This window comes from Bacterioplanoides sp. (assembly GCF_965226395.1).
GTDB lineage: Bacteria > Pseudomonadota > Gammaproteobacteria > Pseudomonadales > Oceanobacteraceae > Bacterioplanoides.
Genome location: NZ_OZ245358.1, coordinates 2,154,774 through 2,168,358, shown reverse-complemented (window position 1 = coordinate 2,168,358; position 13,585 = coordinate 2,154,774). Strand labels below are relative to the sequence as shown.

At 48.1% G+C, this 13,585-nt stretch carries 12 protein-coding genes; all 12 read right to left on the bottom strand.

Going from position 1 to position 13,585, the window contains the following annotated elements; genetic code table 11:
* Positions 1-49: 49 nt before the first annotated feature.
* Entirely contained in the window at positions 50-538 is a 489-nt protein-coding gene (locus tag ACO05E_RS09950; RefSeq protein WP_419812776.1) for a MarR family winged helix-turn-helix transcriptional regulator, read from the bottom strand.
* 136 nt (positions 539-674) lie between these two features.
* The gene (locus tag ACO05E_RS09945) at positions 675-1,751 is read right to left on the bottom strand and encodes a hypothetical protein (protein ID WP_419812775.1); all 1,077 of its coding nucleotides are present in this window, start codon (positions 1,749-1,751) and stop codon (positions 675-677) included.
* 33 nt (positions 1,752-1,784) lie between these two features.
* Positions 1,785-2,966, bottom strand: a complete 1,182-nt coding sequence (gene choV, locus ACO05E_RS09940) for a choline ABC transporter ATP-binding protein (RefSeq protein WP_419812774.1) — start codon at positions 2,964-2,966, stop codon at positions 1,785-1,787.
* On the bottom strand, positions 2,963-3,817 hold the full coding sequence (choW, locus tag ACO05E_RS09935) for a choline ABC transporter permease subunit (RefSeq protein WP_419812773.1): 855 nt from the start codon (positions 3,815-3,817) through the stop codon (positions 2,963-2,965). The genes choV and choW overlap by 4 nt, the downstream gene beginning before the upstream one ends.
* Before the next feature lie 84 nt (positions 3,818-3,901).
* Entirely contained in the window at positions 3,902-4,840 is a 939-nt protein-coding gene (locus ACO05E_RS09930) for a choline ABC transporter substrate-binding protein (RefSeq protein ID WP_419812772.1), read from the bottom strand.
* A 77-nt stretch (positions 4,841-4,917) separates the two neighbouring features.
* Complete coding sequence (gene betA / locus ACO05E_RS09925; RefSeq protein WP_419812771.1) at positions 4,918-6,627, bottom strand: choline dehydrogenase; 1,710 nt, start codon at positions 6,625-6,627, stop codon at positions 4,918-4,920.
* 10 nt (positions 6,628-6,637) lie between these two features.
* Entirely contained in the window at positions 6,638-8,092 is a 1,455-nt protein-coding gene (gene betB / locus ACO05E_RS09920; RefSeq protein ID WP_419812770.1) for a betaine-aldehyde dehydrogenase, read from the bottom strand.
* 9 nt (positions 8,093-8,101) lie between these two features.
* Positions 8,102-8,698, bottom strand: a complete 597-nt coding sequence (gene betI / locus ACO05E_RS09915; protein ID WP_419812769.1) for a transcriptional regulator BetI — start codon at positions 8,696-8,698, stop codon at positions 8,102-8,104.
* A gap of 234 nt (positions 8,699-8,932) precedes the next feature.
* A complete protein-coding gene (locus tag ACO05E_RS09910) occupies positions 8,933-10,219 on the bottom strand; it encodes an HD-GYP domain-containing protein (RefSeq protein ID WP_419812768.1) in 1,287 nt (428 codons plus the stop codon).
* 61 nt (positions 10,220-10,280) lie between these two features.
* Positions 10,281-11,711 carry a molybdate ABC transporter ATP-binding protein ModF gene (modF, locus tag ACO05E_RS09905; protein WP_419812767.1) on the bottom strand — a complete coding sequence of 477 codons (1,431 nt, stop codon included), beginning with the start codon at positions 11,709-11,711 and terminating at the stop codon, positions 10,281-10,283.
* Between the two features lie 40 nt (positions 11,712-11,751).
* On the bottom strand, positions 11,752-12,096 hold the full coding sequence (locus ACO05E_RS09900) for a histidine triad nucleotide-binding protein (protein ID WP_419812766.1): 345 nt from the start codon (positions 12,094-12,096) through the stop codon (positions 11,752-11,754).
* Between the two features lie 108 nt (positions 12,097-12,204).
* Positions 12,205-13,458 carry a diguanylate cyclase gene (locus ACO05E_RS09895; protein ID WP_419812765.1) on the bottom strand — a complete coding sequence of 418 codons (1,254 nt, stop codon included), beginning with the start codon at positions 13,456-13,458 and terminating at the stop codon, positions 12,205-12,207.
* Positions 13,459-13,585 lie beyond the last annotated feature (127 nt).

The window sequence follows — 13,585 nt, the reverse complement described above, 5'->3', positions numbered from 1 at the left end:
GCGGCTTGTCAGAAAAACAAGCCACCGGAATGTAACAGTTTGTGAAGGGCTACTTTTTCAGGGTTTCGTTGCGGTCCAGTGCACCAATATCCAACACAGGTGCGGCATCAATATGCTGTGCATCCATCATATAAGCCACACGTTCCAGCGATGACAGAATCATGGTCTGCTCCCAATCATGCAGATCCTGATACTGGCGCACAAAATCATCCTGTAGCGGCTTCGGCGCATCCACCAGAGTTTCAAACGCCTTATCGGTTAAATACACATACACTTTGCGCTTATCGGCGGTACCTCGCTCACGGTAGACGTAGCCGCCGCGCTCAAGCCGGTCAACAATGGTCGTTACCGTTGCCTGAGATAATGATACCTGCTTGGCAACCTGTCCTACCGTCAGATCACTGTTATCCCGCAGTGTTTGCAGAATTAATAATTGTGGCGAGGTTAGCCCGGAAGTCTTACTGAGTTTTTTAGAGTGCAGGTCGGTTGCACGAATAATGCGGCGCAAGGCGACCAGCACCTGATCATATCTGTCCATTTTTTTGCCTGTTATTGACGCTTTTAAGCAAGCATCGGTAATGTGCAGTATAACGGCCTGATAAAGGTGAAAAAAGAAAAGCCGCACTGAAATCATCAGTACGGCTCTGTGTTGGATTAAACAGCCGGGCTGCTAATCAGAAGTAGTAATCCATGGTGAAGTACCAGAAATCCTGATCCGCATTCTGCAGTTCGCCATCCTGACCAATCACACCATCGTTGGTTACGTATTCCACATAGAACCAACCCGGACCATAGTCATAGCTCATACCCGGAGCAAAACTATCGGCTGAACCAACTACATCTTCGATACCATCGGTATTACTTTCGGTATTGGTGTAATCCACGTAGAAGTAAAAATCATCTAATGCATAGCTTAATGTAATTGCTTTGCGATCATTTTTAATTTCTTCTTGTAACACGCCGGCTGATTCAGCAACACCGCGTAAATCACGATAAGTGGTCGCGTACTGAGCTTTAACGCCCCACGGACCAAACTCACCTAGATAATAAACAACTGCGGCGTCATGATTGCCATCAAATGGGCGCGCATCATCGGCATCCGATAAATCGCGCAGACGACCGTTCTGATAAGAGGCACCAACGGTCTGGCCTTTACTGAATTCGTACGCCAGGTTACCAACAAAGGTTTGTCCTTTTTGATAAGTATCGGTAGAGCCCCAATGACCACCATCGTCCATGGTTTCTGTTGAATTACCAAAATCGTCAACATGGAAGTAAGCAACATCATAAGTAAGCGCACCTTGATTACCGGTCCACTTAACACCTACGTCCATCTGGTCGGCGTAGCCACCAATTAATTCATCACCCGGCCAGAAGTTAACAGTACCCCAACCAAAAGGAACGGCTGACTTACCGATTTTTAAGTGGCCTTTACCCAGCGGGCTATCAAATTCTTTGCCTATCCAGGCTTTATGGAAACCGAAGTGACTACCGGTATTATTATTATCCGGATCTGTAAAAGCACCCTTGCCGTAACGCATCTCAGAAGAGAAGGTCCAGCCGGTTTCTTCGTCTGTTTTATCAATATACAGAATTAAGGCTTCAAAGTTAGTATCGCCATAAGTCTCTTCCGATAAATCATCATCATATATAGCATGATTTAACCAGAAGCCACCGGAAATAGCGTCTGAAGCAACAGCTGGAAAAGCTGTTGCCGCCGCCATGGCGGTTACTAAAAGTGTTTTTTTCATTATCCTATCCTTCCTTTTATATGAGCTGAGCAATTAATCGTTATCGAGCATTTTTCCCAATAACGAATGAAACAGTTCTCTGTCGCCTATAAATCCAACGATCTTATTATTTTCTTCGATAAACACAGCATGATCGGTTTCATAACGAATTTCCAGCACTTCTCGCATGGAAGTGTCGGCACTGACAATGGTACCGGTTGCTGCGTATATAAAATTATTCTGACCTTCCGGGGTTTTCTGAATTGTTTGTTTCTGAAGTGGTGTTTCCTGATCACGATAAATAATTGCATTTTTATCAGCAGACAGCCAATAGTCATGTCGCTTACTTAAACGGAAACCTTTATCGGTTTGTTCCAGTTCAGCTAACGACCGCATCAGATCTTTTGCCAGCAACACATTCATTGGATTGGTGTGTGCCACAAACTCGCGAACATAATCATTCGCCGGGTTCATCACAATATCTTGCGGATTACCATGCTGGACAATTTCACCATCTTTCATAATGGCAATATGGTTGCCAATTTTTAACGCCTCGTCCAGATCATGCGAGACAAAAATAATGGTTTTATTTAACTGCTTCTGCAATTGCAGTAATTCATCCTGTAACTGACTGCGTATTAATGGATCAAGTGCAGAGAATGGCTCATCCATCAATAAGATATCCGACTCACTGGCCAGCGCCCGGGCCAGTCCAACCCGCTGCTGCATCCCACCGGATAATTGACCGGGTTTATGCTCTGCCCATTCCGTCAGGCCAACAATATCCAGTTGTTGTTGCACCCGGCTTTTAATTTCTTTTTTATCCATGCCCTGCAATTCAAGCGGCATCGAGACATTTTCAGCCACGCTTAACCAAGGCATCAGGGCAAATTTCTGAAACACCATTGAAATGGTTTTCATCCGCAGTTCACGTTGTGTTGTGGCATCGGCTTCGGCAAAGTTAATCATCTTGCCCTGATATTCGATATTCACTTCACCGCGAGAGATTGGGTTCAGACCATTAACACAGCGTAATAAACTGGATTTACCGGAACCAGATAATCCCATTAAGACACAGATTTCACCCCGTTCAACCTTGAGTGATGCACCCTTAACACCCAACACCTGGCCGGTTTTTTCCAGTATCTGTTCACGATTACTGCCTTGATCCAGTAACGCCAATGCCGCATCCGGCTTATCACCAAAAATGACGTCCAGATTTTTGATCTCAATCATACGCTCACCTGTTGTTTCTGTTTAAACAGGCGGTCTAACAAAATCGCCAGTAAGACAATGGCTAAACCCGCTTCAAAACCACTGGCAATATCAACGGTATTTAAGGCACGCACCACAGGTTTTCCTAAACCATCAGCACCAACCAGTGCCGCAATTACCACCATTGAGAGTGATAACATAATGCACTGCGTGACTCCGGCAGCGATACTGCTGGCGGCAGCCGGTAATTCGATACGGAATAACAATTGTGTTTTGGTTGCTCCGAACGATTGCCCGGCTTCAATCAGCTCTTTGGGCACTTCGGAGATGCCCAGGTACGTCAGCCGCACCGGAGCGGCAATCGCAAAAATAATGGTGGAAATTAATCCCGGTACAACACCTAAACCAAATAACGTTAACGTCGGAATCAGATAAACAAAGGTTGGAACGGTCTGCATTAAATCCAATACCGGGCGTAATACACGGTATAACCAGGGATGATGCGCCGCATAAATACCCATAGGCAAACCAATTAACATACAAAAAAAGGTGGCATATAACACCAGAGATAATGTCTCCATGGTTTCCTGCCAATACCCCAGATTCCAGATTAATAATAAGGAAGCCAACGAAAAAATAACCAATGAAACAGAACGGTGTACTTTAAATGCAACGGCACCAACCAATACAATAAACGCAGCCGGGTGCAGCCATAGCAAGCCAGAGGTTAATAAACTAATCAGCCATTCCAGAGAATCCGAAATTACATCAAAGAAACCGGCGGCATTATCAACCAGCCAGTCAAAAAATATTTCGGTGTAATCCCCTAATGGGATTTTATAATCTTCCACGTATTTACCTGCCACGGCCATATTAAAGTCAGTACAGCCATTGTTTGAATCATTAGCTAAGAAGCAGGGTGAGAATCAACTCACCCTGATCACAAGTCACATCACTTATTCAGTTAATGCGATTGCGGATTTCAGTGCCTCGGCACCATCTTTGGTCGTCACACCTTTTAACCAGCCATTCAGCACATCCGGATTTTTCTTAATCCAGGCTTTAGCTGCTACTTCTGGCTTTTGTCCATCATCCAGAATGGCCGCCATAATTTCGTTTTCGGCCTGCAGTGTAAACGTCAGATTTTTCAGGAATTGGCCGACATTCGGACACGCTTGGGCGTAACCTTTACGCACATTGGTATCAACCACGGCGCCACCCAGATTCGGGCCAAAGAAGTCGTCGCCGCCTTCCAGATAAGCCAGCTCAAAGTTAGCGTTCATCGGGTGTGGCTCCCAACCCAGGAAAACAATCCACTTATCACGGCGGGTTTTACGCTTCACCTGTGACAACATGCCCGCTTCGCTGGACTCAACCACTTCAAAGCCTTTCAGGCCAAACGCATTCTGATCAATCATGCTCTGAATTAAGCGATTGCCATCATTGCCCGGCTCAATGCCATAAATTTTGCTATCAAATTTGTCGGCATACTTGGCAATATCAGCAAAACTTTTTACACCAGCATCATAAACATATTGCGGTACCGCTAAGGTGTATTTTGCCCCTTCTAGGTTGGTCACCAGTGTTTCGACGGTGCCACGCTCACGGTAGGGTTTAATATCGGCTTCCATGGTTGGCATCCAGTTTCCCAGAAAAACATCGATATCCTTGTTCTCCAGCGACTTATACGTTACCGGTACCGACAAAACCTGAGTTTCTGTGCGATAGCCAATGCTTTCCAGCACCACAGAAGCCACCGCAGTGGTTGCTGTGATGTCGGTCCATCCAACATCAGAGAAGCGAACGGTGCCGCACTCGTCTGCCTGAGACAGGGCTGGCAAAGATAAAGCGGCCCCTGAAATTAATACTGAGCAAATTGCCTGTTTGATTTTCATACCTTCTTCTCCGTGGTTACCTTTTACGATCTGATTATTGCTAAGCGCTGGCTGATACCAGCTTTATTATTATGAAATTAACGAACCTGGCGCTGTGGCGTATTGGCACGTTGCCGCTCTTGCCATTGCTGGTCCATACCAACCTCAGCACGACTGGCTGGCAACATGACATAAGCCGGATCATGGTGTTGTTTGATTAAATCCGCCGCACGTTCTGCTGTCATAATGGTGGGTGCATTTAAATTACCATTCGGGATGGTTGGAAAAATCGACGAGTCCACCACCCGTAGTCCTTGTACGCCGTGCACCTGAGTATTGGAGTTCACCACCGCCATCTCATCTTCCCCCATACGGCAGGAGCAAGAGGGGTGATAGGCACTTTCAACATTGGCGCGCACAAACTGATCGATTTGTTCATCGGTTTGAATATGTTCACCGGGCTGAATTTCACCATCACGATAATCATCAAACGCCGCCTGACCAATAATCTCACGTGTGCGCTTCACACAATCGCGGAAGCCTTCGATATCGTCATCGTGCTGCAGATAATTAAACAGAATTTCAGGATGTTGCTGCGGGTCAGCACTTTTAATATGCACATGACCCCGGCTTTTGGGTTTATTGTGACCAATATGCACCTGAAAACCATGACCATCAAACGCCGCCTGACCGTCGTAACGCATGGCGGCGGGTAAGAAATGGTATTGCAAATCTGGCCATTCAACACCGGCCTTGGAACGAATAAAACCACAGGATTCAAAATGATTGGTTGCCCCCAAACCGGTTTTACTAAAGAACCAGCGAGAGCCAATTAAGAATTTACTCCACAGCCCCAATTTACTGTTCAGAGTAATGGGCTGTTTGCATTTAAACTGAAAATAAAATTCCAGATGATCCTGTAGATTTTTGCCAACCCCAGGCAGCTCATGCTGAACTTCAACACCGGCGTTGGTCAGCACCTCAGCATCACCAATACCAGATAATTGCAGAAGATGCGGTGAGCCAATGGAGCCTGCACTTAAAATCACTTCTTTATTGGCTGTTACCTGCAAGACCGTATTGTTATGACGATATTCCACGCCAATCGCTTTTGGCCCCTGTTCGGTTTTTTCCAGCAGAACTTTATGCACCTGAGCTTTGGTAATGACCGTCAGGTTCGAACGTTGCATCGCCGGACGTAAATAGGCATTAGCGGTAGACCAGCGCAGACCGTTTTTAACCGTCATATGCATGGCACCAAAGCCTTCCTGCTGTTTACCATTATAATCGTCGGTAAAATCGTAACCGGCTTGCTGCCCTGCTTTAATAAAGGCTTTATAAAGTGGGTTTTTCATCTGGTTGCCGTTATTCACCCCTAACGGCCCACCCTGGCTGCGGTATTCATCCGTACCAAAAGCCCAATCATCGGCTTTTTTAAAATAAGGCAAGCAGTGTGAATAATCCCAGTTTTCAGCGCCGTGTTGTGCCCATTCATCAAAGTCTCGGGCGTGACCACGCACATACACCATGCCGTTAATCGAGGATGAACCACCCAGCACTTTGCCACGCGGGCAATGCATAATACGCTTATCCAGATACGGTTCTTCTACCGTATGATACTGCCAGGCGTATTTTTCGGTATTCATCGGAATGGATAACGCGGTTGGCATCTGAATAAAAATACTTTTATCGCTGCCACCGGTTTCAATTAACAGTACGGAATATTGTGGATTTTCCGATAAACGATTGGCTAACACACAACCCGCGGAACCGGCGCCAACAATAATAAAATCATAGCTTTCTTTCATGACAACATACTTAAAAAGGGCTTTCCAGCGGGTTCATTCCAACATACACCGCTTTTAGCTGGGTATAGTGATTCAGTGTTGCTAAGCCATTTTCACGACCAATACCGGATTGTTTATAACCTCCGACGGGCATCTCCGCGGGCGATGCACCATAAGCATTAATCCAGCAAATACCGGCCTGTAACTGATGAATCACACGGTGCGCACGACGAATATCCTTACTGAATACACCAGCCGCTAACCCCAGGTGGGTATTATTGGCGCGCTGAATTACTTCGTCTTCGGTTTCAAATTCCAGCACCGACATCACCGGGCCAAAAATTTCTTCTTTAACGATGGTCATCTCATCATGGCAATCAACAAACACCGTAGGGGCAACAAAAAAACCGTCTGGTGCTGAGTGTGGTTTTAAAGCTTCGCCACCGCATAATAACGAGGCACCTTCGGCTTTAGCGGTTGCAATATAATCCAGCACTTGCTGATAGTGTTTTGCAGAAATTAACGCACCAAAATTCACTTCAGGATCAAGCGGATCACCAGCAACAATATTTTGCTCAGTTCGCTGCTTCAGCTTTTCAAGAAACTGATCTTTGATACCTGCTTGTAAAAATACCCGGGTGCCGTTGGTGCAGATTTCCCCCTGAGTATAAAAATTACCTAACATCGCTGCGCTGACGGCTTCATCAATATCGGCATCATCAAAAACGATTAACGGCGATTTACCACCCAACTCCATAGTCACATCTTTTAGGGTAGTGGCCGCCGCTGCCATAACACGTTTGCCGGTACCGACTTCACCGGTAAACGAAATTTTTTCAATCTCAGGGCTATGCGTTAACCATTCACCCACCTCACGTGCGCCGTGTACCACATTAAACACACCCGCAGGTACGCCAGCTTCAATAAATATTTCTGCCAGTTTACAGGCCCCTATCGGGGTTTCTTCCGAGGGTTTAAAGATCATGGCGTTACCACACGCCAGTGCAGGCGCTGATTTCCAGCAAGCGATTTGTAACGGATAATTCCAGGCACCAATACCAGCACAAATACCCAGTGGTTCACGTCGGGTGTAATAAAAATCACCACCCAGATCTTGTTGATTACCCTCGATGGAGGGCGCTAATCCGGCAAAAAATTCGATCGCATCAGCGCCCGTAACCACATCCACCACACTGGCTTCCTGCCAGGGTTTACCGGTATCCAGCACTTCCAGCCTGGCCAGCTCATCATTACGTTCTCGCAGTAAAGACACCGCTTTATTGAGAATACGACTGCGCTCAATACCGCTCATCGCCGACCATTGTTGAAAACCTTGCTGGGCACTCTCAATGGCTTGTTGTTGCACAAAACTGTCGGCGACTTCTACCTGATACGTGACTTCAGCCGTTGCCGGGTTAATCACGTCAAAGGTTTCACCGGTCTGATTGCTCAGATACCGGCCGTTAATAAAATTCTTCAGGGTCATGGGTAATTCCTAATGCTCCGCATTAACCAGCAAGGTATCAATAAAGGTTTTGCAATGCTGCTCAGCGTTGATAAACGCTTGCTCCGGAGAACTGCTCAGGGTGCTTCTCAACCAATAACCATCAATCATCGAGGCTGTCATTTCAGCTGCCATAAGCGCTTGCTGACGAGGCATCAGAGCCCGGTAAGAATGCAGCAGATTGCTGTATAAGCGACGGCTGTTGATTTGCTGTAAGCGTGACAGCTCTGGGCTGTGCGCTGCTTCGGCCCAGAAACACAACCAGGTGCGGGAAGCCGATGGTGACTGTTGAAAGCTGGTGAAATTGGTTTCGACGATGCGATACAGACGTTCTTTCGCAGAAATATCACCCTCCGACGCCAGATGCTGTAACAAACCGCTGCGCAGCTGCTCCAGTAAAAAGCGAACGGCGGATTCCAGTAACTTCTGCTTGGAACCAAAATGATGGTTAATCAGGCCAACCGAGATATCGGCCAGAGCACTGATGGTTTTGATAGTGGTCCCGGAAAGACCATACAACTCTATGGATTTCAGTGTCGCCTGAACAATATCTTCACGACGCTGATGTTGCTGTTTTGGACGATTCATGGCGCTGATTGAATATTCATTTAGATATAAGGCTAAACAATTGATATCTAAACATCAAGCAATGCCATTGCATACGGGGATGATTTAATAGGTAAAAACACCTAAAAACTGCACAAAAATCCATCAAAATACGTAATCTTGCCGAAAATACAGGCAGCAACCTTACCAGCAATTCCATAGAGAACAAACAATTTGGACAAAGTGATAAATCAGGAGGGAGTTGTTTGTAGAAGGTTATTCCGACAGGCTGAATTCAAACCCTTTGATTCTCAGACCTTTAGAAATGTAATCATTTACATGTACTCCAAAGGTGCCACTGCGGAATACGCCAGCCGCTTTATAGAACTCACCCTGATCATCCTGAGGCGAATTGGCGAGGTTAATAATGCGTTCTGGCTGGGGTTCTTTATCCGGCCCCAACACCATGATGGCTTTGGGTTTGAGTGAGAAGCCGGGGTCAGACGACAGAATAATGCCCACTTCGCCATTGGTCATTTCAATCAGATACCCCGGTGGGTACAGACCAATCATGGCAATAAACTGGCGCGCAACCTCGGCATCAAACTGAGTGCCGGTATGGCGGTTGATAATTTTCAGGGCATCGATCGACGACATGCCTTTCTGATAGCAACGATCGCTGGTCATGGCATCATAAGCATCAGTGACCGTTACAATCCGGGTGAACAGAGAGATTTTGCTGGCACCCAAACGGCGTGGATAACCTTTACCATCCAGACGTTCATGGTGGGTATAAGCCACATCGACGGCACCGGGGTATATATCCGAGCGCCCCATCAGTAACTGTTTTGCATAGCTGGTATGACGGGCCATCTCCTCAAATTCCTGCGGATCCAGCGGCCCGGGTTTATTGAGAATTTCCGGCGGAACTTTCATTTTACCGATGTCGTGCATCAGGCCACATATGCCGATATTTTCCAGCTCGTAAGGTGCCAACCCCATTTCCCGGCCCAGAGCAATCGATAGCAGACACACATTAACGGAGTGCTCGGCGGTGTATTCATCCTGCTGTTTTAAACGGGTCAGCCAGAGAATGGCATTGGGGTTATGAATCACCCGGTCAACACAGTCTTTGACCGCGGCTTTGGCACCTTCCAGATTCATCGCCTGGCCCAAAAAGGCATTATTCAGCAGGGTTTTCACCTGCGTTTTGGTTGCCTGATAAGTACGGTTAGCCTGGGTCAGCTGTTGCGCCATTTGTTGTTTTTCAACAAAGCGATGGCGCGATTGTGGTTTTCCCGGGGCACTTCCCGAGTGCTCCAACCATTCTTCTTCCAACACATCGACATAGACCCAGGAGCACACTTCCTGAACCATACGAATATCGTCAGCACTTTCCAGCAGAAAGCCCTGAAATAAAAATGGCGATTCTATCCACGGTCGGTCCAGTTCAACAATATGCATCCCTATCGTTAGCTCTGACACATCCAGGCGCTTGCGCGTGTGTCGCTTATTGACCTGAAATTGCCGACCATTCCGTGTTTTGGTAATGGAGCCAATCACAATCGAGGTTACTCTTTTATCGTTATTTTCAGTCTAGCAATCAACAACGGGAATGCTGTAATCAGTCGGTAGAAATGCGTATCTGGCTGTAACCATCGTTTAAGTCAAACTGTAAACGCTGCTGAATTGCAGCCGGGATTTCATCCGCCAGATGAGTGATGTACAGCAAGGTCACCCGTTGCTGCTGGGCCAAACGCTGAATAAAGGACAACACCAGCTGACGACTAGGGTCATCCAACCCCTGGCAGGGTTCATCCAGAATCAGCAGCGGCGGCTGTTTGATGAGCGCCCGGGCAATCAGCACCAGACGCTGCTCACCATAAGACAGATGCTGCAGACTCTGATTGGCTTTATCGCGCAACCCAATCAGCTCCAGCCACTGTAACGCTAACTGTTTATCGCTATCGCCGGTTGCCTGATACAAACCAATACTGTCGTATAAACCGGATATAACGGTGCTCAGTACATTGGTGGTGGCGCGGTATTCCCACTGCAGCGAGGCCGATACGATGCCGATGTGTTTTTTGATATCCCAGATGGTCTCGCCGCTACCCCTTTGCATACCAAACAGCCACAAGTCGTTGCGGTAGCATTGTGGGTTATCGCCGGTGATCAGCTGTAATAAGCTGGTTTTACCACAGCCGTTAGGCCCCTGAATGGCCCAGTGCTGGCCCGGCTCAACTTGCCAGTTAAGCTGATCAAACAGGGTCCGTTCCTGATAGCGAATGCTGACATCGGTGAGCCGTAACAGTGGCTGCTCCGGCGCTAAATCGTACTGATGGATCGCCTCAGGGAAGGGTGCCAGATCACGATCAAAGTGCATCAGGCCAGCCACTTCCGGCTGCGCCAGTACGGTGGCTTTGCGATCGCAATACAACATCTGGCCTTCGTGCATAAAGACGACGTGAGTAATCCACGGCGGCAGTTCATCCAGCCGGTTAGCGACCCAGACAATGGCCTGACCCTGCTGCTGAATACGCTCCAGCTCATCGCTGAGCGCATGACGGCTGTTCTGATCCAATCCTTCTAATGGCTCGTCCAGCACCAGCAAATCCGGCTGCTGGCGTAAACTGTTGATCCATAACACCTTGCGGCTTTCCCCGGTGGATAACGCGCGGAAGCCCTGATCCAGTAAATGACGAATACTCAGCGCATCAATCCAGTGGTTAACCTGGGCGTCGAGCGGCTGCAACAAATCCCGCACCCGGGTTCCGAAGTCGGGGCAATCATTGAGATCACTTTCGTCTTGTTTACGCTCAAACTCGATCTGGGCTGCCTGAGCTTCAAGCGAGACATACGCCACACTCTGCGGCAAGCCCGACACCTGACCATGGCTCAGCCGTAACTCGTCGGCAAATAAACAGGACAGTGCCGTTTTGCCGCTACCATTGGTACCGGTAATGGCCCAGTATTCACCCGGCTGAATCTGCCAGTGATCAAAACAAAGCTGGCGGCCATCGTGCAGGCGCGCCATCACATCAGTAAATTGCATATTCAGGACTTAGTTTGCTGGGTAATGATTGGCAGGGAAATCAGCCCGGAGGCCATTTTAACGAGCGACCGCCAATAACGTGTAAATGCAGGTGGAAAACACTTTGCCCGGCATCAGCACCGTTATTCACCACTAAGCGGAATTTATCTCCCAGACCTTCCTGCTCAGCGACTTTATTGGCCGCCAGCATCAGATGCCCGAGCAACGCTTTATCGTCTTCTTCGGCATCACACAAACGAGGAATGGGTTTGCGTGGAATCACCAGAATATGCATCGGCGCAGCCGGGTAAAGATCACGGAAGGCGAGACACTGATCATCTTCGTAGACGATATTGGCGTCCATCTCACCGCGGGCAATTTTTCCGAAAATAGTATCTTCAGACATGGGCGAAACCTTAGTTATTGAAGTTAGTTACTGAGATAAGCCCCTGAGATTACAATCATTTCCGGTTAGCGGCCACGGTTTCATCAAAAACGGTTATTCAGAAACGGCTTACTCAAATCCCATCACCAGATTCCTGCCAGCCTCTTTCGCCTGATACAGCTGTTCATCCGCCCGGGCAAACAATTGTTCGAGGGATAAGGGGGTATCGGTTAACGTCGATACACCAGCAGAAACCGTCAGCCGCACAAAGTCGTCCGGTATTTCAAAAATACGCTCCTGAATGCCCTGGCGAAAACCATTCATCAGGCTAACGGCTTTTTCGTTATCCAGCCCGGACAGCAGCACTGAAAATTCTTCGCCCCCGGTACGAGCCACCAGAAACCGCCCTAATCCGTCTTCCAGATAATGCGCCATCTGCTGCAACACCTGATCACCAGCCAGATGGCCGTATTCATCGTTAATGCCTTTAAAGAAGTCGATATCCAGCACCACCAGGCTGACCGGCGTGCCCTCGCGCTGGCATTTGTGCAACTGCTGTTCAGCCTCTTCGGTAAAGTAGCGGCGATTGTACAAACCGGTCAGATAGTCACGGGTTGCCTGATGATGCAGCCGCTCCATATTTTCCAGCGCTTCAATATTGTTGGTAACACGGCAGAAGAACTCTTCCTGCTGGAAAGGTTTGGTCAGAAAGTCATTGGCGCCGTTTTTAATAAACTTCACCGATAACGACGCATCTTCCTGGCCGGATAAACCAATCACCGCCAGATTACGCTTCTCAAACTGATGACGAATCGCCTGTACCAGCTCGAAACCATCCATATTGGGCATATGGTAATCTGAGATCACCAGCTGAATGCCCGGGTTCTGATGCAGTACCTGCAAAGCCTGCACTCCGTCTTCAGCCTGGTGCACCCGATAGCGGTGCAGTCCCAGCAGGTTGACCAGGTAGTTGCGATAGGTGCGTGAATCTTCCACCACCAGCACGTCAACCTCACGGTTTTTGTCCAGCCGGTGCAGCATCTGAATGGCGTACTGATAGGAGAACCGGGTTTCTTTGATGACGTAGTCCGCAACCCCTTTCTGCAGCAATGACTGGCGGGTCTGTTCGTCACTGGTGCCCGTCAGTACCACTACTGGCAACCCTTCCTTGAGCAGATAATCCACCAGCTCACCATCGGGGGCATCCGGCAACGCCAGATCAATCAGCCCGGCCACCAGCTCGTGTCGGTGAGTCTCATACAACTCCAGTGCTTCTGCCATGTTCATGGCATAAATCACTTCAAACGGCAGCTCCTGGCGAGCGATGTGTTTCAGTATCTTCAAAATGACACTGCTGTCTTCAACAATCAGAAACTTCGGCATACCTTCCCCTGTTTATTATTCCTGCCGGACAGCCATGGCGGTGGCTTTCTGTTCAGTTTAGAAGCTTTATTGAGCAACAGGCAGAATTTGTTTACTATGCGCCGGATTTCTGATGAGAAGGCTCAGC

Coding starts and splice junctions, on each gene's coding strand:
- ACO05E_RS09950 (WP_419812776.1), bottom strand. CDS start 538: ATGGACAGATATGATCAGGTGCTGGTCGCCTTGCGCCGCATTATTCGT.
- ACO05E_RS09945 (WP_419812775.1), bottom strand. CDS start 1,751: ATGAAAAAAACACTTTTAGTAACCGCCATGGCGGCGGCAACAGCTTTT.
- choV (WP_419812774.1), bottom strand. CDS start 2,966: ATGATTGAGATCAAAAATCTGGACGTCATTTTTGGTGATAAGCCGGAT.
- choW (WP_419812773.1), bottom strand. CDS start 3,817: ATGGCCGTGGCAGGTAAATACGTGGAAGATTATAAAATCCCATTAGGG.
- ACO05E_RS09930 (WP_419812772.1), bottom strand. CDS start 4,840: ATGAAAATCAAACAGGCAATTTGCTCAGTATTAATTTCAGGGGCCGCT.
- betA (WP_419812771.1), bottom strand. CDS start 6,627: ATGAAAGAAAGCTATGATTTTATTATTGTTGGCGCCGGTTCCGCGGGT.
- betB (WP_419812770.1), bottom strand. CDS start 8,092: ATGACCCTGAAGAATTTTATTAACGGCCGGTATCTGAGCAATCAGACC.
- betI (WP_419812769.1), bottom strand. CDS start 8,698: ATGAATCGTCCAAAACAGCAACATCAGCGTCGTGAAGATATTGTTCAG.
- modF (WP_419812767.1), bottom strand. CDS start 11,711: ATGCAATTTACTGATGTGATGGCGCGCCTGCACGATGGCCGCCAGCTT.
- ACO05E_RS09900 (WP_419812766.1), bottom strand. CDS start 12,096: ATGTCTGAAGATACTATTTTCGGAAAAATTGCCCGCGGTGAGATGGAC.
- ACO05E_RS09895 (WP_419812765.1), bottom strand. CDS start 13,458: ATGCCGAAGTTTCTGATTGTTGAAGACAGCAGTGTCATTTTGAAGATA.